Consider the following 24,772-nt stretch of genomic DNA (forward strand, 5'->3'; position numbering starts at 1 on the left):
GGGCACTCGGCGGCGACGTGCGGCGGCCGGGCCCCCGAGATGATCAGCCGCCGTGACAGGGACCGTCCGTACTCGTGCAGGCGCCGGGCGACCGCGTACGCCAGGAGCCCGCCGAAGCTGTGCCCGAAGAGGATGTACGGCTCGCGCAGCAGCGGCCCGAGCGCGTGGACGGTCTGCTCGGCCAGTTCATCCATCGTGTCCGGCATCGCGTCCGCGACGCGGTTCTCCCGACCCGGCAGTTGCACCGGGAAGAGGCCGATGCCGGCCGGCAGCCTCGCGGCCCAAGGGCGGAAGGCGCTCGCGCCGCTTCCCGCGTGCGGGAAGCAGAACAGGCGCTCGCCGGGCGGGCCGTCCTGCGGGCGGCCGAGGAGCCAGGGTGTCGTGGCGGGGGTCACGCGCCGCCTCGCGATCGCTCGATGAGCGCGGCGATCCGGGCGCCCGAGCGGTTCTCCAGGAGGTCGACCAGGCTCAGCCCGCCCGGCGGGACCAGGCTCTCCAGGCGGGTGAACAGGTCGACCAGCAGCAGGGAGTTGCCGCCGAGCTCGAAGAAGTCATCGTCCGCGCCGGCGCCGTCCAGTCCGAGCGTGTCGGCGACTGCGGCGAGGACTTGCCGCTCCAGTTCGGTGCGCGGCCCGTCCCCGCCCTCGGAGCGGGCGCCGAACCGCGGTGCGGGCAGGGCCCTTCGGTCCACCTTGCCGTTCGCGGTCAGGGGCAGCTCGTCAAGCCACACGAAGGCCGCTGGGATCATGTGGGCCGGGAGCCGGAAGGCGAGGTGGCTCCTGAGGTCGGTGTCGCCGGGTCGGTGGTCGCCCACCAGGTAGGCGACCAGGGCCTTGCCGCCGGGTACGTCGTCGCGGACCACGGTGGCGGCCGCCCGGACGGCCGAGTGCGCGGCTAGGGCCGCGTCCACCTCCCCGAGTTCGATGCGGTAGCCGCGGATCTTGACCTGGTCGTCGCCGCGCCCTAGGAATTCCAGGTCGCCGTGGGGCAGCCAGCGTGCGAGGTCGCCGGTGCGGTACATGCGGCTTCCCGGCGGCCCGAAGGGGTCGGGCACGAAGCGTTCGCGGTTGAGTTCGGGACGGTTGAGGTACTCGCGGGCCAGGCCGTCGCCGCTGAGCCACAGCTGTCCGGGGACCCCGACGGGCAGGGGTGCGAGGTCCTCGTCCAGGACGTAGGCCCGGGTGTTGGCGATCGGGCGGCCGATGGGGACGGTGGGCCGGACGGTGTCGGCCGCCTCGATGGGCTTGCAGGTCGCGAAGAGGGTGCACTCGGTCGGCCCGTAGACGTGGAGGAAGCGTGTGCCCTCCAGGTGAGGCAGCAGACGGGCCGCGCTGGCGGGTGACAGCACGTCGCCACCCACGAGCAACTGCCGGGTGCGGGCCAGTTCCTCGGGAAACTGCTCCGCCGCAGCCGCCGTCACCGCCCTCATCGGTACCGGCCCCCCGCACACCGGACATCTCCCGGGGCCCAACGGGCTGCCCGGTGGCTACCCCGTCACCGTCCATCACCGCACCGTCGAACTCCGGCTGCCCCCCGGCCTCACCCACCGAGAAGCCCTCGACTGGAACCTCCGACGCGCCGAACTCGACGGTGTGATGGTCGACCCCACTGGCATCACCCGTCTCACACCGACCGCGCTCACCGCACTCCGCACCCACTGGCCCACCGCCCCCGGCAGCTACACCCCCGACGAACTCGCCGCCCTCCGCACGGAACTCCTCCGCCTGCGCGACCGCCTGCGTCACCAGCCCTCCGGCCACCTCGCACACCGTCCAGCCAACTGACCTGACCACCCGTACCGGCGCCGGGGCCCCGGCCACCGCGCACGGCTGACCTGGGAGCATCACGGCCGACGGCCACGCGGTCCCTGTCCTCGGAGGCTGGGAAGGTCGTCCTGGCGGACCGCGTCGAGCCAATCAGGGAGAAGCTCGCCCTGGCGCTCGGTGAGCATGACGGCGAAGGAGCGGACGTGCCGGGTCAGGGCGTCGAGCTCGGGGCAGTGGGCCAGGACGGTCTTGAGCTGGACCTGCTCGGCCTCGAACAGTGCCGTGGGCCGTCGGAGGATCCAGCCGGCGACGGTGCGGGGCGATGGCGGCGGGGCGGTCACCGGCTGCGGCGAGGTGCGTTCGAGCCGGATGTAGGCCCGGACGCGCTGGTAGCTGCCCTTGTAGCCGAGCGGGGCGATCTCCTCCCAGAGCTTCCAAGCGTTGGTGCAGCCCTCGCTCCAGCGGTCGTCGCGATAGGGCTTGCAGTCGTCAAGGACAGACGGCCGGTTCTGCCACTGGCCTTGGAAGAGATCCTCCGGGTTCGTAGCCTCGGCCAGAGTCTTGACCGTGCGGTAGGTCATGCCGAGCTGCCGTTGGACGGCGCGTCGGCTGTGGCCCGCGGCCAGCAGGGCGTGCACCTCGACGCCCGGCCGCTGGGCCAGCCAGGCCGCCAGGCTCGATGCCTCCCGGTCGGGCAGCAGATCCACCGGCCGGCGAGTCTCGGCGTCGACCAGCACCGTCCCGTAGGCGCGACCCCTGCGCGTCGCGTACTCGTCGACGCCCACCACTCGCGGGGCCGGCGGCTGTGGATCGGGAAACTCCTCGACCAGCCGCAGCACCGTGCTCCGGCTCACCGACACCTCCACCGCGGGTCCAGCGCCACGCCCGGGGCGAACGAGAACGTCAGCAGGTCACCGAACGGACTGTCCGCTACCGGCGTTTCGGGCCGGTCATCGTGCTCGGGGTCGAGATAGTGGTGGGTGAGCGACTGGCTCCAGGACGACCGCTGGTCCTCGAACGCCTCCTCCAGCCAGGCCAGATAGCCGCGGTAGGGGACCCGGATCGGCCGCGAGCCCTTCGGCTACTCCCCGCCGCCGGCGGTGCGTCCCGGCAACAGGCCGTGGGTCACCTTTCCCGGTTCCACGATGTTGGTCACCACCCACGCTGCGCGCGGGTGCTCCGCCTCCATCGGCCTGGCCGGCACCGTGACCACGGGTGACTCCTGGGCCTCCAGCCAGGTCAGCGCCATCCGGTGCGCGGCGTCGTCGAGGTCTGCGTGCGCGACCAGCGCGCAGAACAGGCGGGCCGGGTGGGGCGGCCACTCGGCCTGCTCGCCGTCCATCGCGGTCGCCTGGTAGAGCGGCTCCAGCAACTCCACCGAGATGTGGAAAGGCATGACACGCTACTCGCCTTCCGCCTCGCCGATGCCCTCCAAGCGGAAGGAGCGCTCGATCGCCTGCACCGTCACCCCACCCAGGCCCTCGACCGGCGGGATCATGCCGTGCCCGACCGCCGACGCCTTGAGCGTCTTCCCCTTGCCCTTCTTCCCGGTGCCCTCGACCGGCCTTCAGCCGTCGGCGGCCAGCTCCACGTTGTCACCGGGGAAGTTCCACTTGTCGAAGCGCCCCGCCGCCCTCTTCCCGGACAGCGGATACAGGCCCACCATCTCGGAGGTGTAGGTACGCGGCACCTTCAGCTGCACGCGGCGCTTGCGGTGCGAGTCCCGGATGCCGAACACCAGGTCCGACGGCACCGACTCCAAGAAGGCCCTCACGTCCCCCGTTCCCGCGTCACGCAGCGCCCGACCCGTGTCCGTCTCGTCGAACTTCACACCGGCCTCGTCCAACGCGTCCCGGAAGTAGGCATCGCGGGAACGGTGCGGCGCATCCAGGTTCGTCGTCCGAAGCTCCCGGCCTTCCGCGGTCACGTGCAGCGCCAGATGCGGCACCACCGCCTCCCCCAGGTCGACGGCCTCCAGCAGGGCCGTCTCACAGCGGTTCGCCTGCGACTGCCGCTGGTCCAGCAGCACCACCCTCGTTCGCTGCCCGCCGACCCACCGGTCCTCGAACAACTGGCCCGGACCGTCGGACTCCTTGAGCTTCACTGTCGGCGGCGCCACCGGCGCCCCACGCCGGCCACCGGCTCGTACTGGGTCACGATCCGGATCGCACCGTCCGCCGACAGCCCGCTCGCCGCCTCGGCCAGCCGCTCGTACAACGCTTCCATTGGCTGGTGGGACTACCCCGTGTGGCGGGCTATCGGGACATTCCGCTCTCACTCAGACATCAACATGTCTGGCTGGCTGCGAGAACGCCGCGGCCGTCACCGGTCGCGGCGGTCGGCCGTCGGGTCCGGGAGGGTCCGGGAGGGCTCCGGCAGGTCGGGGCGGTGCCCCCCGGGTCCGCACCGGGGACGAAGAGGCCACCGACGGCGCGCCGATGACGCTCCGTCACTCCCTCGGCCCCCCGGTCGGCGCCCTCCGCCCGGGAGGCCGGGCCGGACCGCTCGGGGAACCGGGTGAAAACCGACGTCCCACCGCCCGCCCCGCGCGCCCCCCTGTCGGTCCCCGCTGATACGTTCACCATCGATCCGATCCGATCCGGTCGAACAGTGAAGTTGGGGGAGAGACCGTTGACCGAACGATCCCGTATACCGAGTCCGAGGCCACGCACACCGCTCCGTGCGGCCGTCGCCGCGGTGGCCGCGGCCGCCGCGCTCAGCACGGCGGTGAGCGGTGCCACGTACGCCACGGCGGCGCCGGCCGCACCGGCATCCGGGCTGCAGGCCCAGTTCGCCGCGGCCGCCGAGGAATTCAAGGTGCCCGAGAGCATCCTCCTGGCCGTCTCCTACCAGCAGACCCGCTGGGAGTCGCACCAGGGCCGCCCGAGCACCACCGGCAACTACAACGTCATGGGCCTCACCCAGGTCGACCTGGCGGCGGTCGCGGCGGCCCAGGCCACCGCCGAGCCCGAGGTGGACCAGCGCGGCGAGGGCACCCCGTCGGCCTCGGCGCGGGCGGTCCCCGCCCCGGCGCCCCCGGTCGACAGCCCCGCGCTGCACACCCTGGACGCCGCGGCCGGGCTGATCGGCCGCCCCGCGGCGGAGCTCCGCGAGAGCACCCTGCAGAGCATCCGCGGCGGCGCCGCGCTCCTCGCCGAGCAGCAGCGCCGGGCGAAGGCCCCGCAGTCCGGTGACCCGGCCGCCTGGTACGGAGCGGTGGTCGGCTTCAGCAACGGCGGTTCGGCGGAGCAGGGCTCCACCGAGGGGCGGGAATTCGCGGACCGGGTGTTCGGCACCCTCGGTGCCGGCGCGACCCGGACCACCACCGACGGCCAGCGGCTGACGCTCGCCCCCGACCCGACGGCCGCCGCGCACAGCCCGGCGGTCGACCGCGGGGTCGGCCGGCCCGGGCAGCAGCCCTCGGCCCAGGACGCCCCGAGCGGCTCGCTCGCCGCCCCGGCCGCACCCCCGGCCGCGCCCTCGGCCACGGCCGCCGACCCGATCGAGTGCCCGTCCACCCTGAGCTGCGACTTCCGGCCCGCCGCCTACGCGCAGAACAGCGCCGACGTCAACGACTTCGGCAACTACTCGATCGCCAACCGCTCCGGCGCGGAGATCGACTACATCGTCATCCACGACACCGAGGGCGGCTACGCGGGCTCGCTGGCGACGTTCCAGAACCCGGCCACCCTGGCGAGCGCGCACTACCTGCTGCGCTCCAGCGACGGACTCGTCACCCAGATGGTGGCGAACAAGAACGTCGCCTGGCACGCCGGCAACAAGACCCTCAACATGCACAGCGTGGGCATCGAGCACGAGGGCTACGCGCTGAACGGGGCCAGCTGGTACTCGGAGCAGCTCTACCAGTCCTCCGCGACCCTGAGCCGCTACCTGGCCGACCGGTTCGGCATCCCGCTCGACCGTGAGCACATCATCGGCCACGACGAGGTCCCGGGCCCGATCCAGAGCTCCGTCAACGGCATGCACTGGGACCCGGGCACGTTCTGGGACTGGAACCACTACATGGACCTGGTCGGCGGCAGCGCGGCGCCCGACCAGGGCTTCGTGATCGGCGGCCGGATCACCATCAAGCCGCCGTTCTCCGACGCCTACCGGCCGGTGATCAACAACGTCCCGGCCCAGCCGGCGAACTTCGTCTACCTGTACAGCTCCCCCGGCGGCCCGCTGATCGGCAACGGCACCCAGAACGCCTCGGACTGGACCGACAAGGCGGTGGCCGGCGGAAGCTACGTGGTCGCCGACATCCAGGGGCCGTGGACCGCGATCTGGTACAACGGCCGGAAGGCCTGGTTCTGGAACGAGGGCTCCAGCGCCGTCGCCGACAACCGGCCCGGCCAGTTCGTGGTGACCCCGAGGGCGGGCCTGGGCAGCATCGCCGTCTACGGCCGCTCCTACCCGGAGTACAGCGCCTTCCCGGCGGCCGGCGTCCCCGCGCCGGACCCCAACATCGTCGCGCTGGACTACACCCTGCCCGCCGGCCAGCGGTACGTCCCGGCCTCCACCACCCCGGTGGCGGGCGACTTCTACTACGCCCCGACCGTCAACGGCAGCGCGGCCAACGACCGCACCTGGGTCACCGGCAACACCGTGCGCTACTACCCGATCCGGTACAACCACCGGCTCGCCTACGTCTCGGCCGACGACGTCGACCTGGTGCCCACGTCGACCGACACGCTGACCGGCGGCCAGCGCGTCCAGCTGCTGGCGCAGACCACCGTCGGACCGGTCAACGCCGGTGCCAACTACACCCGCGGCGTCTGGGAGAAGTACCACGGGACCCCGTCCGTCGGGGGCGCGACCGACCCCGGTCAGAGCTTCGCCCTGCTCTACATGGGCAGCCAGCTGCACGCGGTGACGGTCGCCAACGGGCACGTCTACACCGCCGACCGGAACCTCTCCACCGGCGTGTGGACCCCCTGGTACGACCTCCAGGTCCCGGGTCTGGCCGGGCCCCTGTCCGCCGGCGTGACCGAGGTGACGGTCGCGGCCACCGGGAGCACGATGCACGTGGTCGTGGTCGCCGGCGGCCGCCTGCTGGAGGCGACCGCCGACTACGCGGCGGGCCGCTGGAACCAGTGGGGCGACATCTCGGGCGTCCTCGGCCTGCCCACCGGCGCGCTGAACCGGATCGCCGCGTCCGCCAACGGCAACGTGATGCACATCAACGATGTCGGGACCGACGGCCGGATCCACGTCGCCGACGCCGACTACAACCGCGGCGTCTGGGCCTACGGCGACATCACCTCCGCGGTCGGCCCGCTGAGCGGCACGGTCACCGGTCTGGCCACCGTGGCCGTCGGCTCGAAGCAGCAGCTGCTGGTGCTGGTGGACGGCAAGGTCAAGCAGGCCATCGCCGACTACGCGGCCGGCAGCTGGAACGGCTGGGGCGACATCTCCGCCATCACCGGTCAGACCACGCCGCTGACCAAGCTCTCCGTCACCTACACCGGCAACAGCCTGCGCCTGTTCGGCGTCGGCGGCGGCCGGATCCTCAACGCCAACGGCGACTACGCCGCCGGCGCCTGGTCGGGCTGGATGGACACCCAGGCCCCCGGCGCGGCCGGCCCGATCCCCCAGGTCAACACCGTGGCCGTGGCCGGCGTCTGACCGTCCCCGCCCCACCCGCTGCCCCCGGCGCCACCCAGGCGCCGGGGGCAGCGCCGTACCCGCACACCGTCGCCGGGGCGGGCCCGCCGCGCAACCGGCGGCGGACTCCCCGAACCCGCGCCGGTCCAGTTCCGGCGGGGTCGGTGCGGGGCAGGGGCGGCTGCCCGTTCGGGCAGTGTCCGCCTGTCGTCGCCCGCTCACGGAAAGCACTCCGTTGACACTGAAGTTGGTCTAGTCCACCTTGGTGGAGCAAGGCCACCGGCAGGGAGGCCGCATGCGCGGCGGGGGACGTCGGCGTGGAGGTCCGCCCGGGACGCCGCCGTGGCGTCGGCGTACGCCAACCGCACGCCGTCCCGCCCCCGACCGACCGCCGCTGCACCGAATCTGACGATCAGACGGAGAGTTCCACAGATGCAACGAGTCTGCCTCGCCCTGCCCACCATGCGTTCCTGCCCCGGTACCATCGTGGACCTCGCCGAGGAGGCGGCCTACGCCGTCGCGACCTTCGGGGTCGAGGTGCACCTCCTCGTCCTCGACACCACCGACGACGCCGAGTTCGCGAAGAACGCGGACGCCGTGGCCGCGCTGACCCCCACCCCCGGGGTGTTCGTCCACCTTCTCGGCAACGAGCAGCAGCGGGAGTTCTTCCGCTCGGTGGCCGAACGCGCCGGCGGCGCCGACCCCGAGCTGCTGCTCGACCTGATGCTCCCCCCTGCCGTCGCGTACGGTTCGTGCGTCAACCGGCTCTTCCTCGCCGCGGCCGCCCTGGGCTGCACCTCGACGCACCTGCGCAACGACGACGCCGACTTCCAGGTCGTCGACGGCGAGAAGGTCTTCCCGATCCACAACGAGCTGCTCTCGATCGGCCGGCCGGCCGGCGAGGCCGCGGCCGTCGTGACCCGCTCCGAGCTCGACCCGGCCGACGCCGACATGCCGGTGATGCTGGTCAGCGGCTCCTTCCTCGGCGAACTCAACATCGACATCGGCGAGATCCTCGAACTGGACCCGGAGATCTACCGCGACCTGGTGCGCCTGTGGACCCCGCCGGTGTGGTCGGACGAGGACCGGGACGCGATGGTGGACCTCTCCTTCAAGGGCGTCGGCGCCGAGCCGTTCGACGGCGACCACTCCGTCCTGGGCGTTCCCGACATCTGGAACGTCTACATGTGCAACATCGCCCTGGACCACCGGGCCTACGAGGTGCTGCCGCTGCTGCCCTCGATCGAGACCATCGGCTGCGACTACGCCCTGCTGCACGCGCTGGTCCACTCGAAGTCGCCCGGCGTCGTCCACAACCGCCACATCGTCAACTACTACACGCCCGAGCGCCGCACCGACGACGGCTTCATCGCTTACCAGACGCGGTTCGTGAAGTTCCTGCTCTCGATGCTGTACCTGTACCCGGTCTACGGCGGCATGATCGACCACGGCCGAGGGCTGCTGGACGAGAACCACGGGCTCAAGGTCGAGCCGATCCTGGAGCTGGTGCGGGGCAGCGTCGACTGGGACCGGGCCGGGAACGAGCACTGCCTGGACGTCCTGGACCGCTCCTACCGCAAGCTGGGCGGCAGGTACGCCGATCTCGCCGACGTGGTGGCCGGGAAGCGGCAGCAGCTCATGGACGAGGCGCAGGAGGACGCCGAGCGCTGGGCGGTGCTGGTGGAGTCCTGGGCCGGGATGGTGGCCGCCGCCCGTGCCGAGGGCCTGCGCCCGGGCCTGGACGGGGCCGCCGGGTGAGCGAGGACTTCCTGATCCGGCAGCTGGTCGACGGGGACTGGGACGCCGTGGTCGCGCTGGAGCACGACGCCTACGCGGCCGACGGCCTGTCGGAGGGCCGGGAGGCGCTGCAGTCCCGCGCCGTGGCCTCACCGGAGACCTGCTTCGTGCTGGAGCAGGGCGGCACGGTCTGCGGCTACCTGCTGAGCCTGCCGTACCCGCCGCTGCGCTGCCCGGACCTCTCCCGGGCGGAGGACGGCGCGTTCGAGTCGGACAATCTGCACGTGCACGATCTGGTGATCGCCGAGGACCTGCGCGGCAAGGAGGTCGCGCTGGGGTTCATGCGGCACTTCCGGGCGCGGGCGGACGAGTTGGGCTTCGAGCAGATCTCGATGGTCGCGGTGCGCGGGGCGGACATCCTGCTGCGGATCATCGGCTACCGCTCGCACCGGGAGGTGGCCGTCCCCGCGTCCTACGGGCGGCGCGCGGTCTACATGTCGATGCCGGTGCACTGAGTCCGCGGGGCATCCCCGGACGCCGGTCAGCACGGCCCGACCGCGCCCCCGGAGCCGGCGGGCGAGGTTCCCGCCGGGGCCGGGGGCATCCGGCGTTCCGGGGTACGCGTTTCCGCGTTTCCGCGTTTCCGCGTTCCGGGGAGCATCCCGGCCAACACCGGCCGACCGCTCCATCGCCTCGGCCCGGCGTTCTATGATGATCGGTTGTCAGGGGCCCGTCAGGGCCACGGGCCGGGAGTCACGACGGGGGACGCTTCTCCGGGGCTGGGCCGTTCCCTGCCGTCGCCGTCCCCGCGGATGACCACTCATCGGAGGCGATCGTGCTGGGGGACTTCGGAACGCTGCTGCGGCAGTACCGGTACTCGACCGGGTGGACGCAGGAGGAACTCGCGGAGCAGTCGGGCCTCTCCACCCATGCGATCAGCGTGCTGGAGTCGGGGCGCCGGCGGCCCCGGCTGTCCTCGGTGGCGCGGCTGGCCACCGCCCTCGGGCTGGAGCCCGCCGACCGCGACCGGCTGCTCACCTCGGCCCGCGGCGAGTCGGAGCCGCAGCCAGCCGGGGAGCCGCCGACGGAGCAGGTGGTGCCCCGGCTGCTGCCGTACGCCGTCCCGGACTTCACCGGACGGCGCGAGGAGGTGGACCGGCTGCTGGCCCTGGCCGCCGGACCGGGCGGCACCCGGGCCCGTCCGCTGGTCATCTCCGCCATCGACGGCATGGCCGGGGTCGGCAAGACCGCCCTGGCCGTCCACATCGGACACGCCCTCGCCGACCGCTTCCCCGACGGACAGCTCTTCGTGGACCTGCGCGGCGCCACTCCGGGCCAGCCGCCGCTCGAACCGGGCGCGGCGCTGGCCAACCTGCTCCGGGCGGTCGGTGTCGGCGAGAACGCGCTGCCGCCGGACACCGAGGAGCGCGCCCAGCTGTGGCGCAGCCGGACGGCGGGCAAGCGGTACCTGCTGGTGCTGGACAACGCCGTCGACGCCGCGCAGGTCCGCCCGTTGATCCCCGGCGACCCGCGCTGCCTGGTCCTGGTGACGTCCCGGCGGCGCATGCCCGGACTGGACGGCGCGGTCGGTGTGCCGCTGGACGTGCTGAGCCACGACGAGGCCGTGGAGCTGTTCGCCCGGATCGCCGGCCCGGACCGGGTCGCGGGCCACACCGCCACCGTGGAGGAGATCGTACGACCTGCTGCGCGCGTTCGCCGGGGAACTGCTCGCGCGGGAGGCGTCCACACCGGCCCCGCGGGCCGCGCTCGTCCGGCTGTTCGACCACTACCGTCACGGCGCCGCCTCGGCGATGGACGTGCTGGTCCCGCTGGAACGGCACCACCGGCCGCAGCCGCCCGCACCCGGCGGTGCCGGCGGCGGCACTCCCCTGGTGTTCGCCGACCCGGCGGAGGCGACGGACTGGCTGACCCGGGAGCACGCCAATCTGCTGGCGCTCACCCGCCATGCCGCCGAGGCCGACCTGCCGGAGTACGCCGCGGACCTGCCGGCGATCCTCTGGCGCCACCTCAAGCGCCGTCTGCCCGCGCAGGAGGCGCTCGGGCTGGGGCTCGACGCCCTGCGGGCCACCCGGCAGCTCGGCAGTCCGGCCCGGGAGGCGGCCGCGCTGCGGCACCTCGGGCTGGTGCAGTACCAGCTCGGCGACTTCCCGCAGGCGCTCGACCTGCTCCACCGGGCGCTGGAACTCCAACGGCTGACCGGCAACCGCAACGGTGAGGCCCACGTCCTGGCCAACCTGGGCCTCACCCTGACCAGGACGGGGCGCCTGGAGGAGGCGCTCGGCCACCACCGGAAGGCGCTGCGGCTCGCCCGGGAGCTCCCCGAGCCGGCGGTGGAGTCGATCGCCCTGACCAATCTGGGACCCACGCTGACCAGGCTCGGACGGATGCAGGAGGCCCTGGAGCGGCACCGGGAGGCGCTGGAGTTCCACCGGAGCGGCGGCAACCGACTCGGGCAGGCCATCGCACTCAACCAGTTCGGCGAGCACCAGCAGCGGCTGAACCGCCCCCCCGGAGGCCCTCGACCTGTACCAGGAGGCCCTGGAGCTGCACCGCGACCTCGGCGACACCTTCGGCCAGGCCGAGTCGCACACCCTGCTCGGTGACGCCCTGCTGGCGATGGACGCCCCGGAGAGCGCCCTCCGGCACTACCGGGCCGCGGTCGAGTTCCTGCCGCACACCGGCGAGCGCTACAACCTGGGCCGCATCCACGTCGGGCTGGCCCGTACCCACCTGCGCCTGGGCGAGCCGGACCTCGCGCGGAAGCACGCCGGGCTGGCCGCCGGGATCCACGGCGCCCTGGGCATCCCGGAGGCGGACGAGGCCCGGGCCCTGCTCGCCGCGCTGTCGGAGTGACACGTCCGGAGTCACGCGTCCGGAGCCGAGGCGCCCGGAGTGACGCGTCGGCGCGCCGGGTGCCGGGCGGGGGCCGGACACCCCCCGGCCCCCGTCCGGGCAGGTCGCGCCCGCCCGGCCCGGGTCAGGCCGGGTAGTGGAGGGAGCCGAGGGGCGGGCAGGGGGCGAGGTCGGTCGCGACACCGGGGCGTTCGACGAAGGCCCGGGCCTGGGCGGCGTGGTGGCGGCGGGTGTCGCGGTCGTCCGCCTGCCAGGCGTCGTACCTGGCGCGGGTGGGGTCCCAGGTGCCGTCGATGAGGTCGAGGGCGGTGTTGCCGGAGCTGCGCCGGAACTCCGCCTTCACGGCGGACTGCTGGAGCGCGCCCTGGATCACGGCGAGGTGGATGCGGGTGATCAGGACGCCGGGGGTGTTCGGCGCGCGGGTGGGCAGCGGGGCGTGCGCGAGCAGGGACACCCCGGTGTCGAGGCGGCCGATGTTGTCGACGGTCGCGGTGCGGGCCTCGCTCACCGCGATCCGCATCTCCCGGTGCAGCCAGAAGAACTCGTCCAGGTCCGCCTGGGTGACGCGCATGCGCCCGTAGGCGGCCCGGAACCGGGGGTCCTGGTGCAGTGGGAGCACGGTGGGGACGTGGAGTGCCACGCAGTCGTTGTAACCGCCGTCCACTGCGGCGTCCAGGTGGCGCAGGCCGAGATCCACCTGCCCCTGGGCGACGGCCAGGTCGGACAGATCGGCGTGGGCCGCGGCGGCGAGCCACGCGCCCTCGGGGCCGAGGACCGAGGCGCGCGCGACGATGTCGTGGAGGCCCGCCACCACGTCGACGCCGCTGTTGGTCAGGTGCCCGAGCAGCAGGTCCTGCAGGCGGGAGATCAGCGAGTCGACGGTGGTGGTCATGGATCTCCTCGGCGGTGAACGGACGGAAGGTCAAAGATGGGGAGTGGAAGAAGTGTTGATCCGGTTCCCGTCCCGGGCCCGGGCCGGGCTCAGCCCAGCTTCTGCAGCACGATGTACTGGTCCGGCTTGAGCAGGTCCGTGCAGTACTGGAGGCCGCCGTCCGGCTGCATCCTGATCTGGCGGTGGACCGACCTGTCGGTGATGCACTGGTCACCGGCCGAGGAGCCGGTCGCCCGGGACGCGTAGGTCACGCGGTTCTCGTCGGCCTCGGAGAGCGTCCAGGCGCCTTCGCACCAGATGCCGGTGCTGGGCGTCTCGGCGCGGATCTTGCTCTTCTCCTCGCTCTGCGCCGACTGGACGATGGTGAGGGTGACGGTGGTGACGTCGCCGTTGGCGGCCGTGCGCTGACCGAACCACTTCCCGAGGTACTTCGCCGGGACGATTCCCGGCCCGGCGGCCGTCGCGGACGGGGTGGAGGCGGACGGGGTGGAGGCGGACGCGGTGGAGGCGGACGCGGTGGAGGCGGACGCGGTGGAGGCGGACGGGACGGATTCGGACGCGGTGGTCAGCTCCTGGTCCCCGCGCAGGCCGTCGAACAGCAGGTACCCGCCGCCGCCCAGCAGCAGCACGGCGGCCAGCCCGGCCGCCAGGGCGCCGTACCCGCGCCGGGGTGACGGCGCACGGCCGGGCGCCGACCAGGTCGGCAGCGGCGGTGGGGACGACGGGGGCGGGGGCACGGTCGCGGACGGCGCGGGGGCCGGGCCCGGGGCCGTCCAGCCCGTCCCCCGCTCCCCCTCCAGGTCCAGCAGCTGCACGGCGTCGCGCCCGACCGCCGCCGCCAGCCCCGGCGGCAGCCAGTCCCCGCGCCCCAGCCGGGCGGCGGCCGCGCCGTCGCCGTCCAGGAACCGCCGCAGCTGCCCGGGTGACGGGCGGGAGGCGGGGTCCTTGGCCAGGCAGGCGCGGACCACGGCGTACAGCGGGCCGGACAGTCCGGAGAGGTCGGGTTCCTCGTGCAGCACCCGGTAGAGCAGGACGGGCGCGCTCACCCCGGAGCCGAACGGCATCGTGCCCGTCGCCGCGAACGCGAGCACCGCGCCGAGCGAGAAGACGTCGCCGGCCGGACCGGCGGGCAGCCCGTTCGCCTGCTCCGGTGACATGAAGCCCGGCGAGCCGAACACCTGGCCGGACCGGGTGAGCCCCGCGGTGGCGTCCAGTGCGCGGGTGATGCCGAAGTCGATCAGCCTCGGCCCGTCCAGGGCCAGCAGCACGTTCGACGGTTTGACGTCCCGGTGCACCAGCCCGAGGCCGTGCACATGGGCGAGCGCCTCGGTGAGGCCGACGCCGAGGGCGCGCACGGCGGGATCGGGCAGCGGCCCGAACTCCCGCACGGCGGTGGTGAGCGCGGGCCCGGCGACGTAGCCGGTGGCCACCCAGGGATGCCCGCTCTCGGTGTCCGCGTCCAGGACCGGTGCCGTCCACACCCCGCCGACCCGCCGGGCCGCCGCCACCTCGTGCCGGAACCGGGCCCGGAACTCGGGATCCCCGGCCAGGTCGCGATGGACCAGCTTGACGGCGACGGTCCGCCCGCCGGTGGTCCGGCCCAGGTAGACCCGGCCCATCCCGCCCGAACCGAGCCTCCCCAGCACCCGGTACTCGCCCACCCACTGCGGATCGTCCGCTTCCAGCGGCTCCACGCCACACTCCCCTCACCCCGGAGCAGCCTCCCCGCCGCTCCTTCCGGGCCGACGCTACCGTCCCGGGACCGTCCGCGGGCCCGGAGAACGATCACGAAATCGTCGCCGGACGCCCCCGACGGCCGCCGGTCGGTCCGTCAGGTCCGGCGGCGTCGGGGCGCCGTCAGGTACGGCGCCGTCAGGCCCGACGACGGAGGCCGATGAGGGCGGCGCCGGCCAGGCAGGCGAGGGCGGCGGTGAGGTAGGCGAGGTGGTAGCCGGCGAGCTCGTCGTCGCGAGTGCCGGCGACCAGGACCATGACGGCCACACCGGCGCTCGCGCCGATCTGCTGGGTGACGACGTTGACCGCGCCGGCGACGGCGTGCTGTTCGCCGGGGACGCCGGAGAGGGCGGCGGAGGTCATCGAGGGGAAGTTGAGTCCCTGGCCGATGCCGCTGAGCACCAGGCCCGGCAGGACGTACTGGACGTAGCCGCCGTCGAGCGGGGTGGTCAGCCACAGGCCGGTGCCGACGCCGATCAGGACGAGGCCGACCGCCATCAGGGTGCGCGGGGTCCAGCGGGCGAGCAGGCGGCCGGTGGCGAAGTTGGCGGTGAGGAAGACGGCCGCCGACATCGGCACCAGGGCGAGTCCGGACTCGAAGGGCGAGTAGTCCAGCATGCCCTGGAGGTAGAGGGGCGCGAAGAACAGCATCCCGACCGAGCCCATGTACTGGAGGAACGCCGCGAGGCTCGCGGCCCGGACCGGGGCCAGCCGGAAGAGGCCGAGCGGGAGGGCCGGGTCGGTGGTGCGGCTCTCCCGGAGCACGAACAGCGCCAGGGCGATCGCGGCGGCGGCGAGCAGGAACCAGACCGCGGCGCCGTCGCTGCTGACGCCCACGACCAGCAGGGTGAGGCCGACGGTGCCGGTGACCGCGCCGGGCAGGTCCAGCCGGCCGCTGTGGCCGGGACTGTCGGGCAGGCCGGCCCGGGTCGCGGCCAGCACGGCGAGGCCGAGCAGGACCGAGAACCACAGCACCGAACGCCAGCCCCAGAACTGGGTCAGCACGCCGCCCAGCATCACCCCGCCGCTGAAGCTGGCGGCGCCGACGGCCGCGTAGACGCTGAAGGCCCGGTTGCGGGCCGGACCGGCCGGGAAGGTCTGGGTGAGCAGGGCCAGGGCGGCCGGTCCCGACAGGGCGGCGCCGATGCCCTGGGCGGCACGCGCGCCCAGCAGGACGGCGGTGTTCGGCGCGGCCGCCCCGACCAGCGCGGACACCGTGAACAGGGCCACGCCGGCCTCGAACACCCTTCGCCGGCCCAGCACATCGGCCAGTCGGCCGCCCATCAGCAGGAAGCCGGCGAAGGTGACGGCGTAGGCGGTCATCACCCACTGGAGCGTGGTGTCGGCCAGATCGAACCGCTCCCCCACGGACGGAAGTGCGGCGTTGAGCACTCCGAGGCCGCTGACGTCCAGGGCGAGCGCGCCGGCCAGCACCCCGAGCGCGAGGCCGGGCCGGACCACCGACTTGACGGCAAGGTCGGTCATGCGGACCTCCCGCCGGCGTCGTGGCGGGCGGCCGCCCGGACGGGGCCCACCTGCGGAAAGGGCTGGGGAAGAGGCTGCGGCAAGGGCCCCGGCAGAGCGCCCGGAGCACGGTCCGACGGTACCTCGAATGTCTCAACTGCCATGGGGCCAGCTTGCATTGCCCGATCAACAGCTGTCCAGCCCGCCTGTACACGGATCGTACCTGAGCGTGACGTCCCGTTCCAGGAGATCGAATCGGACACTTTGTCGATCAAATCTCGCCACCGCGACGACCGGGACGCGTTGTACGCAATCCTGTATCTGGTGCACCCCTCGCGCCTTCGGGCGGACCGGGGGACCATCGGCCCGTCGTAGGCCGCTGATGTGCGATCCATCGAGCAATCCCGCAAACGCCTTGCTGTCCGGACTGCGCGGCCGAGCCGCGCCGTCCGACGCTTTCGAGCCTTTCTTCTTGCCACGGGAGGAGCAGCGTTGCCCGGTCACGGACTCATCCATGTCATGCCCATGATGATCTTAGGGCCGGCCGACCGCTCCCTGCCCCGCCGGCGCTGACGCTCCGCCCCACCCCGCCGTTCCGCGTCGGCCGCCCCCATCACCACCGCACCCCCACCGCACCGCACCCCACCCCGCCACCTGCCCTGCCGAGGGAGTCGCCATGCCTCAAGAGCGCGCAGCGCGAGACATCTCCAGCGTCACCGAATTCCTGCTGTCCCGGTTCGCCGAGCTGCTGAACATCCCCGCGCACACCGTCGACCGCCGCGCCCCGATGCACCGGTACGGCCTGGAGTCGGTGCAGTCGGTGGCCCTCGCCGCCTCGCTCTCCGAGTTCCTCGGCCGGCGCGTCCCGGCCACCATGATGTGGCAGCACCCGACCGTCGACGGACTGGCCCGCGCGCTGGTCGAGGGCCCGCCGGAGGCGGAGCCCGTTGCCGCGCCCGCCGCCGGCCGCCGGAGCGCGCCGAACGAGCCGGTCGCCGTCGTCGGCATCGGCTGCCGCTTCCCAGGGGGCGCCGACCCGGCCGGGTTCTGGCAGCTGCTGGTCGACGGCGGCGACGCCGTCGGGCCGGTGCCGGCCCCGCGCCGGGCACTGCTGAACGACCGGGTGCGCTGGGGCGGGTTCATCGACGGCATCGACCGGTTCGATCCGCTGTTCTTCGGCATCTCGCCCCGCGAGGCCGTCCAGATGGACCCGCAGCAGCGGCTGGTCCTGGAGCTGTGCTGGGAGGCGCTGGAGGACGCGGGGATCGCGCCGCACAGCCTGGTCGGCAGCGACACCGGCGTGTTCATGGCCTCCTGCTGGGGCGACTACGCCGCGCTGGCGCACTACCGGGGCCCCGACGCGCAGATCACCCCGCACACCGCGACCGGCATGCACGACGGCATCATCGCCAACCGCGTCTCCTACATCCTCGGCCTCCAGGGGCCGAGCATGGCCATCGACGCCGCCTGCGCCGGTTCGCTGGTCTCGGTGCACGTCGGCTGCCAGTCGATCCAACTGGGCGAGAGCGACCTCGTCCTGGCCGGCGGCGTGAACCTGAGCTTCGTCTCCGACTACTACACCGCCATGGACGCGATGGGGGCGCTCGCCCCGGACGGCCGCTGCAAGTCCTTCGACGCCCGCGCCAACGGCTACGTCCGGGGCGAGGGCGCCGGGGTCGTGGTGCTGGCCCCGCTCAGCGTGGCGCTGGAGCGCGACCTGCCGGTGTACTGCCTGATCAAGGGCAGTTCCTCCAACAACGACGGCCTGAGCAACGGCATGACCGCGCCGAACCCGCAGGCGCAGGAGAAGATGCTCCGCACCGCGTACCGGCGGGCCGGCATCGACCCGCACCTCGTGGACTACATCGAGGCCCACGGCTCGGCGACGCCGCTCGGCGACCCGATCGAGGCCAACGCCATCGGCGCCGTCCTGGGCGGCGCCGACCGCGCGGAGCCGCTGCGGCTCGGCTCGGTGAAGTCCAACGTCGGCCACCTGGAGGCGGCGGCCGGCATCGTCGGCCTGGTCAAGCTCGCGATGTCGGTGCGCAACGGGGTGCTGCCGCCGAGCCTGCACTACAGCGCGCCGAACCCGCAGATCATGTTCGACGAGTACAACCTCACCGTCCAGGACCGGCTGACGCCGTGGCCCCGGCGCTCCGACGCCCGCCGGGGCGGGGTCAGCTCGTTCGGCTTCGGTGGCGCGATCTGCCATGTCGCGGTCGAGGAACTGCCGCGCCCCGAAGCCTCGTTGCTGCTCATTGCCGCGGACTCCCGGGAGGCGCTGGCCGAGCGGGCCCTCGCACTGCGGGACGGGACCGACCTGCGCGAACTCTGTCGCCGCACGCCGGGCGACGGCCCGTTCCGGCTCGCTGCGGCGGCCCGCGACATGTCCGAACTCCGCTCCCAGCTGGACGCCTTCGCGAACGGTGCGCCCGCCGCCGGGCTGAGCAGCGGCGAACCGGGCGGGAACCGGACCGGGCAGCGGCCCCGGGTGGCGTTCCTGTTCTCCGGCAACGGCTCGCAGTGGGTCGGCATGGGCCGCCAACTCCTCGCCGGAATGCCGGTGTTCCGCCGGTCGATGATGAGGTCCGACCGGCGGATGCGGGAGCTGGTGGGCATCTCCCCGGTCGAACACCTGCTCTCCGCCGACGGCCGGCTGGACGACATGGACGTCTTCCAACCGCTGCTGTTCTCGCTCCAGGTCGCGCTGGCCGAGACCTGGCGCTCGCTGGGCGTGGAGCCGGACGTCGTGCTCGGCCAGAGCGTCGGCGAGTTCGCCGCCTCGTACGTCGCCGGGGTCCTCGACTACGACGACGCCTCCCTGCTCGCCGCCCACCACGGCCGGCTGCTCCAGCAGCTGGCCGTCGGCCGGGGCGAGGGCATCGTGGTGATGACGCCGGCCGACGAGGTGCGGCCCTACCTGACCGGCGGGCTCACCCTCTCCGGCCACAACGGCCTCAACTCCACCCTGGTGACCGGCACTCCGCAGGAGATCGACGAGCTCGTCCGGCGGCTGACCGAGGCCGACGTCACCAACCACCGGGTGCGGATGGGCCACGCCCCGCACTCGCCGCTGGTCGACCAGGTGCTCGCCCCGCTGAAGGCGGAACTCGCCGGCCTCCGGCCCCGCACCGCCCGCGTCCCGATGATCTCGACGGTCACCGGCGAACACGTCGACGGGTCCGAGCTCGGACCGGACTACTGGGCGGCCAACCTGCGCCAGGAGATCCTGGTGGTCGACGCGCTGCTGAAGCTGCGCGAGCACCGCGTCGACGCGGTGGTCGAACTCGGCCCGCACCCCCTGCTGCTCAAGTCGGTGTCCGAGATCCTGCCCGCGGCCACGCTGCCCTCGATGCGCCGGGGCGCCGACGAGGCCGCGACCCTGCTCGGCTCGCTCGGCGCCCTGTACACCGCCGGACTCCCGGTCGCGGCCCACCCGTTCCTCGCGGGCGACCGGGGGCGGCACGTCACGCCGAAGCGGGGCGAGGCCGCGGCCGACGGGGGCCTGCACCTCGTCACCGTCTCGGCCCGGACGGCGGGTGCGCTGACCGACACCTGCCGCGAACTCTCCAGCCACGTCGAGCGGAACACCGCGCTGCGGGTCTCCGACCTCGCCTACACGCTCGCCGCCCGGCGCAGCCACCACAACCACCGGATCGCGCTGCTCGCCCGCTCCCGGCAGGACGTCCTGGACGGACTCGCCCGGGTCGCCGCCGGACAGCCGCACCCCGAGCTCCTCACCGGCACCGTGTCCGGGGGCGCCGACCGCCGGGTGGCGCTGGTGTTCTCCGGCGGCGGCACCCAGTGGGTCGGCATGGGCCGCGAACTGCTGTGCTCCCACGCCGGGTTCCGCACCTGGATGCGGGCCTGCGACGAGGCCGTGCGCGCGGCCGGCGGCCCCTCGGTGCTCGACCTGCTGGCCGCCCCGGCGGAGCGGGCCAGGTACGAGGAGATGGACTTCCAGCAGCCGGTGCTGTTCGCCCTCCAGGTCTCGCTGGCGCAGGTCTGGCTCGGGCTGGGCATCCGGCCGGCGGCCGTGGTCGGGCACAGCCTGGGCGAGGTCGCCGCGGCCTGCGTCGCCGGGGCGCTGTCGCTGGAGGACGCCGCCCGGGTGGTGGTCGCCCGCTCGCACCTGCTGGAGCGCGAGGCCGCCGCGGGCGCCATGATCTCGGTCGACCTGCCGGAGGAGGAGCTGCTGCCCCGGCTCGCCCCGTACGCCGCGCACGCGGCGGTGGCGGTGGTCAACAGCCCCACCAGCGCCGCGGTTTCCGGCTCGCCCGAGGCCGTGGACGCGCTGGAGGCGGAGTTGCGGCGGGACGGGGTCTCGGTACGCCGGATCCGGGTCGAACGGCCGGTGCACAGCCCCGGCATGGACCCGCTGATCGCGCCGCTGCGGGCCCGGATCGACGGCATCACCCCGCTGGCCCCCGAACTCGACTTCCACTCGACGGCGCTGGCGGGCGCGGTCAACCCGGTCGCCGACGTCGACTACTGGGTCCACAACCTGCGCAACCAGGTCCGGTTCGCCGAGACGATCGGCGCACTGGTCGACCGAGGGATCGGCACCTTCGTCGAGATCGGCCCGCACGAGACGCTGCGCGGCGCGGTCGAGGAGATCGCGCTGACCCGCGGCGTCCAGATGCACGCGGTCAACTCCCTGCGGCGCGAGGAGAGCGACCTGCGCTGCCTGCTGGGCGCCGCCGCCTCGCTGTACGTCCGGGGCGTCCCGCTCACCTTCGACCCGCTGTTCGCCGACGACGTCGAGGTGGTGGAGACGCCGCTCGTCCAGTGGCAGAAGGACCGGTACTGGATCGACACCGAGCCGCACCGCGCGCCCGCGTCGATCCCGGGCGTCGGCGGGCCCGTGACCGTCACCGCGAGCACGAGCACGAGCACGAGTGCCGACGCGGCCGGGACGGCACCCGCGGTCGAACCTGCGGCGGCACCCGTCCCCGCGGCCCGACCGGTGGACGAGGTCGTCCTGGCCGAGCTGGCCGACGCGCTGGGCGTGCCGGTGAGCCGGTTCGACGCGGACGCCGGACTCCGGGACTTCGGCCTCGACTCGATGCTGGCGATCCGCCTGGTCAACCGGATGCAGTCGCTGTTCGGACACCGGGTGTCGCCGGTGGTCTTCCTGGACGGCCGCTCGATCGCCGAGGTGGTCGCCCACTTCGTCGGGATCGTCGGCGGCACGCCCGCACCGGCAGCCGCCTCCGCGCGGCCCGTACCGGTGCCGGCAGCGGCAACCCCGGCCCCGACCCCGACCCCGACCCCGACCCCCGAGCCGTCCTTCCTCGACGGGCTGTCCGCACTCGACGCCGAGGAACTGGTGGAGGAACTCGACGCCCGCGGCCTGCTGGAGGCCACCGACGCGCCCGCCCTGGAGCAGCTGCGCGCCGACGGCCTCGGCCTCACCCTCGCCCCGGCCTCGCACGGCCAGGCCTCGCTGTGGTTCATGCAGATGGTCGCGCCGGACGCCGTGCCCTACAACTTCATGGTGACCGCCCGGATCCGGACCTCGGTCGACGAGGAGGCGTTGGAGCGCGCCGTCCGGGCCGTACTGGACCGCCACCCCGCCCTGCGCACCCTCTTCGTGGAGGCGGGCGGCAGCCCGTACCAGGTCGTCCTGGACGAGCCGGTGTACGAGTTCGTGGTCGCGGACACCACCGGACTCGACGACGAGCAGGCCCGCGAGGAGCTGGCCCGGCACGGGCACCGCCCGCTGGACCTGGACTACGGACCGCTGGTGCGGGTCGTCCTGCTCCGGCGCGGCCCTGCCGACCACTACCTGCTGGTGCTGGTCCACCACATCGCCTCCGACGCGGCCTCCGCGGACGTCATGATCCGCGAGATCCAGGAGTTCTACCGGGGCGCCGACCCGGCCGGCCTGGAACCCGCCGCCCCGTACACGGAGTTCGTCGCCCGGGAACGGCAGTGGCTGGCCGGTCCGGCCGCCGACGCCGCCCTGGACTGGTGGTCGGCGAAGCTGGCCGACCCGCCGGCCCGACTCGACCTGTCCGACCGGGAACGGCCGCCGGGCGTCACCTACGAGGGCCGCGACCTCGCCTTCCGCTGGAGCACCGAAGAGACCGACCGGCTGCGGGAGTTCGCGCTGCGCGAGGGCGTCTCGGTCAGCACGGTCGTGCTCGCCGGGTTCTTCGCCACCCTCAACCGGGCGGTCGGGACGGAGGACTCGGTGCTCGCCACCGCGATCGCCCAGCGCTCCGAACCCGGTTGGGAGTCCGCCGTCGGCTACTACCTCAACACGGTACTGGTCCGGGCGAACCCCTCCGCCGGGCGCAGCTTCCGCGAACTGCTGCGCGAGGTCCACGCGTTCTCGCTCGGCCTGCTGGAGCACATGGACTACCCCTTGGACCTGCTGGCCGCCCAGCTCAAGCCGCCGCGCGTCGAGGGCCGCTCCCCGTGGTTCGACGTGGTGGTCAACTGGCTCTCCTCGGACGCGTTCCCGCGCTCGGTGAAGCTCTTCCACGGCGTCGGCGACACGATCGCCCCGGACGACGCGCTCCCGCTCGAACCGCTCCAGGTGCGCAGGCACCTCGCCAAGTTCGACCTGGAGATCTCGATGGCCGACATCGACGGCCGGGTGGCGGGCCACGTCCAGTTCAAACCGAGCTACCTGGAAAGGCGGACCGTGACGGACCTGCTCGCGCTGTACCGCACTGTGCTCTTCGACTCGATCGATCGACCCGACCTGGCCCTCGGCGACCTCGCCCCGGGCGGCCTCCCGGAGGAGACGGACCGGTGACCGAAACCCTGCACTCCGAGTTTGTCGCGCAAGCGGTCAAGAACCCCGACGCGACCGCCGTACACTCCGACGCCGGAGTCCTGACCTACGGCGAACTCAACAGCCGTTCCCAGGAGTTGGCCGAACGGCTGGTGGCCGACGGCGCCGGCCCCGGCGTCCCGGTCGGCATCTGCGTCGAGCGCACCCCCGACCTGCTGGTGGCGATGCTGGCGGTCCTGCGCTCCGGTTCCTGCTACCTGCCGCTGGACCCGAACTACCCCGCCGAGCGACTGGCGTTCATGGTCCGGGACAGCGGCACCCGGCTGCTGCTCACCACCCCCGCGTCCCGGGCCGGCTGCCCGGCCGGGCCGACCGTGGTCGTGCTCGGGGAGAGCGTCACCACCGAGCCGGGCGAGAAGCCCTCGGCCGTCGTGCCCGAGGACACCGCCTACATCATCTACACCTCCGGCTCCACCGGCACCCCCAAGGGCGTGGCCGTCCGGCACGCGGGCTGTGTGGCGATGCTCGCCGAAATGGACCGGGTCCTGGAGGGCTGCGACCTGAGCGGCGTCGCGGCGGCCAGCTCGGTCTGCTTCGACATGTCGGTGATGGAGATCTTCAACGCGCTCTGCCGGGGCGGCTCCCTCGTCCTGGTCGAGAGCGCCGTGCACCTGGCGGAGAGCCGGCACGCCGACCGGATCACCCATCTGAACATGGTCCCCTCGGTCATGAACGGGCTGCTCGACGCGGGGGCGCTGCCCCCGAACGTGCGCTCCGTCGTGTTCGGCGGCGAGGCACTGCGCCGCAAGCTGGTGGACCGGACGTACCGGGAGACCGGCGCCGAGCGGGTGTTCAACGCGTACGGCCCCACCGAGGGGACGGTGTTCTGCTCGTTCGGGCCGGTGCCGGCCGGGGGGACGGAGGAGCCGACCATCGGCCCGCCGACGAGCACGGCCCGGGTGTACGTGCTGGACGAGGAGCTGCGGCGGCTCCCGGCCGGGGAGGCCGGGGAGCTGTTCCTCGGCGGCGTCGGCCTCGCGCACGGCTACGTCAACCGGCCGCGCACCACGGCGGAGCGCTTCCTGCCGGACCCGTTCCTGCCCGGCGAGCGGATGTACCGCACCGGGGACCTGGTCAGGTTCACCGAGGACGGCGAGCTGCGCTTCCTCGGCCGCACCGACCACCAGGTCAAGCTGCGCGGCTACCGGATCGAGCTGGAGGAGGTCGAGGCCCGGCTGACCGGCTGCCCCGAGGTCCGCGAGGCCGCCGTCGTCGTCCGGGGCAACCGGCTGGTCGGCTACGTCGTGCCGACGAGTGGCGTTCCGGAGCAGGACGACCCGGAGGCGGGCCCGACCGCGCCGGCCGGCCCCCGACTGGACGCCGCGCTGCAGAGCGCCGTCACCGCCCGCCTCGCCGCCGGGCTCCCCGACTACATGGTGCCCGCGACGGTCGTGGTCCTGCCCGCCCTGCCGCTGGGCCCCGGCGGGAAGCTCGACCGCGACGCGCTCCCCGAGCCCCCCGCGCCGGCCGCCGGCGCCGACGGGCCCCGGACGGCGCCCAGCACACCGACCGAGACCGCCCTCGCCGAGATCTGGGGCGAGCTGCTGGACCTCGACCCGGCGGGCATCGACGTGCAGGCCGCCTTCTACGACCTGGGCGGGGACTCGCTGCTGCTGGTCCGGCTGGCCCGGCTGATGACCCGGCGCTTCGACCGCCGGGTCCGGGTGCCCGACCTGTTCAGCTTCCGCGACATCGCCTCCCTCGGGCGCTGGCTCGACGACGACAGCGGCGCCACGCCGGAGGTGGTCCAGTCGGCCCGCCAGCGCGCCGACGCCCGCCGGGCCGCGCTGCGCGGCCGGGGCAACACCGGCCGCTGAACGAGCACTTCGACCGAACAGCACGGCCACCGCACCGCGCACCGAACCGCACCGCCCGCCGAGTCACCACCCTCGA

At 73.6% G+C, this 24,772-nt stretch carries 16 protein-coding genes and 2 pseudogenes; 9 read left to right on the forward strand and 9 right to left on the reverse strand.

Translation table 11 applies throughout. The features are described from left to right. Positions 1–14: 14 nt before the first annotated feature. Both OG715_RS42360 and OG715_RS06125 read right to left on the reverse strand, forming a co-directional pair. Positions 15–395: pseudogene (locus OG715_RS42360) on the reverse strand (thioesterase II family protein); the annotation flags it as partial. After that, complete coding sequence (locus OG715_RS06125; protein ID WP_266276678.1) at positions 392–1,348, reverse strand: non-ribosomal peptide synthetase; 957 nt, start codon at positions 1,346–1,348, stop codon at positions 392–394. The pseudogene OG715_RS42360 and the gene OG715_RS06125, both read right to left, overlap by 4 nt. A gap of 25 nt (positions 1,349–1,373) precedes the next feature. Here OG715_RS06125 and OG715_RS06130 point away from each other — a divergent pair, with 25 nt between their 5' ends. Then, a complete protein-coding gene (locus OG715_RS06130; RefSeq protein WP_266276676.1) occupies positions 1,374–1,784 on the forward strand; it encodes a hypothetical protein in 411 nt (136 codons plus the stop codon). Between the two features lie 59 nt (positions 1,785–1,843). Here the strand turns inward: OG715_RS06130 and OG715_RS06135 are convergent, their stop codons facing one another. The 4 genes from OG715_RS06135 to OG715_RS06150 form a co-directional block, all read right to left on the reverse strand. Beyond that, positions 1,844–2,620, reverse strand: a complete 777-nt coding sequence (locus OG715_RS06135; protein ID WP_266276674.1) for a transposase — start codon at positions 2,618–2,620, stop codon at positions 1,844–1,846. Between the two features lie 227 nt (positions 2,621–2,847). Then, positions 2,848–3,162: a type I-G CRISPR-associated protein Csb2 gene (csb2, locus tag OG715_RS06140; protein ID WP_266276672.1), complete on the reverse strand. Its 315-nt coding sequence runs from the start codon at positions 3,160–3,162 to the stop codon at positions 2,848–2,850. 171 nt (positions 3,163–3,333) lie between these two features. Next, positions 3,334–3,885, reverse strand: coding sequence for a type I-G CRISPR-associated RAMP protein Csb1/Cas7g (gene cas7g / locus OG715_RS06145; protein WP_327064121.1), 552 nt, complete (start codon positions 3,883–3,885; stop codon positions 3,334–3,336). Continuing rightward, the gene (locus tag OG715_RS06150; RefSeq protein WP_266276670.1) at positions 3,867–3,992 is read right to left on the reverse strand and encodes a hypothetical protein; all 126 of its coding nucleotides are present in this window, start codon (positions 3,990–3,992) and stop codon (positions 3,867–3,869) included. The genes cas7g and OG715_RS06150 overlap by 19 nt, the downstream gene beginning before the upstream one ends. A 471-nt stretch (positions 3,993–4,463) precedes the next feature. On the opposite strand from OG715_RS06150, the gene OG715_RS06155 reads away from it, so the two are divergent. From OG715_RS06155 to OG715_RS06180, 6 genes and pseudogenes are all read left to right on the forward strand, one after another. Further along, the gene (locus OG715_RS06155) at positions 4,464–7,394 is read left to right on the forward strand and encodes an N-acetylmuramoyl-L-alanine amidase (RefSeq protein ID WP_266276668.1); all 2,931 of its coding nucleotides are present in this window, start codon (positions 4,464–4,466) and stop codon (positions 7,392–7,394) included. Between the two features lie 411 nt (positions 7,395–7,805). After that, on the forward strand, positions 7,806–9,131 hold the full coding sequence (locus tag OG715_RS06160) for a DUF6271 family protein (RefSeq protein WP_266276666.1): 1,326 nt from the start codon (positions 7,806–7,808) through the stop codon (positions 9,129–9,131). Beyond that, a complete protein-coding gene (locus OG715_RS06165; RefSeq protein ID WP_266276664.1) occupies positions 9,128–9,625 on the forward strand; it encodes a GNAT family N-acetyltransferase in 498 nt (165 codons plus the stop codon). Before OG715_RS06160 ends, OG715_RS06165 begins: the two co-directional genes overlap by 4 nt. A 320-nt stretch (positions 9,626–9,945) precedes the next feature. Next, positions 9,946–10,083 (forward strand): annotated as a pseudogene (locus tag OG715_RS42365) (helix-turn-helix transcriptional regulator); the annotation flags it as partial. Between the two features lie 838 nt (positions 10,084–10,921). Next, positions 10,922–11,734 (forward strand): tetratricopeptide repeat protein, encoded by an 813-nt coding sequence (locus tag OG715_RS06175; protein ID WP_266276660.1) that lies wholly within the window; start codon positions 10,922–10,924, stop codon positions 11,732–11,734. Then, positions 11,676–11,984, forward strand: coding sequence for a hypothetical protein (locus OG715_RS06180; protein ID WP_407661096.1), 309 nt, complete (start codon positions 11,676–11,678; stop codon positions 11,982–11,984). The genes OG715_RS06175 and OG715_RS06180 overlap by 59 nt, the downstream gene beginning before the upstream one ends. A gap of 124 nt (positions 11,985–12,108) precedes the next feature. Here OG715_RS06180 and OG715_RS06185 read toward each other — a convergent pair whose 3' ends face one another. From OG715_RS06185 to OG715_RS06195, 3 genes are all read right to left on the reverse strand, one after another. After that, complete coding sequence (locus OG715_RS06185) at positions 12,109–12,876, reverse strand: hypothetical protein (protein WP_266276656.1); 768 nt, start codon at positions 12,874–12,876, stop codon at positions 12,109–12,111. An 89-nt stretch (positions 12,877–12,965) separates the two neighbouring features. Beyond that, entirely contained in the window at positions 12,966–14,570 is a 1,605-nt protein-coding gene (locus OG715_RS06190) for a serine/threonine-protein kinase (protein ID WP_266276654.1), read from the reverse strand. Between the two features lie 178 nt (positions 14,571–14,748). Then, positions 14,749–16,095 carry an MFS transporter gene (locus tag OG715_RS06195; protein WP_266276652.1) on the reverse strand — a complete coding sequence of 449 codons (1,347 nt, stop codon included), beginning with the start codon at positions 16,093–16,095 and terminating at the stop codon, positions 14,749–14,751. Between the two features lie 655 nt (positions 16,096–16,750). Here OG715_RS06195 and OG715_RS06200 point away from each other — a divergent pair. Continuing rightward, positions 16,751–22,840, forward strand: coding sequence for a type I polyketide synthase (locus tag OG715_RS06200; protein WP_266276650.1), 6,090 nt, complete (start codon positions 16,751–16,753; stop codon positions 22,838–22,840). Next, positions 22,837–24,696, forward strand: a complete 1,860-nt coding sequence (locus tag OG715_RS06205; RefSeq protein ID WP_266276648.1) for a non-ribosomal peptide synthetase — start codon at positions 22,837–22,839, stop codon at positions 24,694–24,696. Before OG715_RS06200 ends, OG715_RS06205 begins: the two co-directional genes overlap by 4 nt. Positions 24,697–24,772: the final 76 nt, after the last annotated feature.

The sequence above is a fragment of the Kitasatospora purpeofusca genome, from assembly GCF_036010405.1.
In the GTDB taxonomy this organism is placed as follows: Bacteria; Actinomycetota; Actinomycetes; order Streptomycetales; family Streptomycetaceae; genus Kitasatospora; species Kitasatospora purpeofusca.

What these genes read in the sequence shown, in the direction of transcription:
- csb2 (WP_266276672.1), bottom strand. Translation starts at nt 3,162, where the DNA reads ATGCCTTTCCACATCTCGGTGGAGTTGCTGGAGCCGCTCTACCAGGCG.
- OG715_RS06150 (WP_266276670.1), bottom strand. Translation starts at nt 3,992, where the DNA reads ATGGAAGCGTTGTACGAGCGGCTGGCCGAGGCGGCGAGCGGGCTGTCG.
- OG715_RS06160 (WP_266276666.1), top strand. Translation starts at nt 7,806, where the DNA reads ATGCAACGAGTCTGCCTCGCCCTGCCCACCATGCGTTCCTGCCCCGGT.
- OG715_RS06175 (WP_266276660.1), top strand. Translation starts at nt 10,922, where the DNA reads ATGGACGTGCTGGTCCCGCTGGAACGGCACCACCGGCCGCAGCCGCCC.
- OG715_RS06185 (WP_266276656.1), bottom strand. Translation starts at nt 12,876, where the DNA reads ATGACCACCACCGTCGACTCGCTGATCTCCCGCCTGCAGGACCTGCTG.
- OG715_RS06195 (WP_266276652.1), bottom strand. Translation starts at nt 16,095, where the DNA reads ATGACCGACCTTGCCGTCAAGTCGGTGGTCCGGCCCGGCCTCGCGCTC.
- OG715_RS06200 (WP_266276650.1), top strand. Translation starts at nt 16,751, where the DNA reads ATGCCTCAAGAGCGCGCAGCGCGAGACATCTCCAGCGTCACCGAATTC.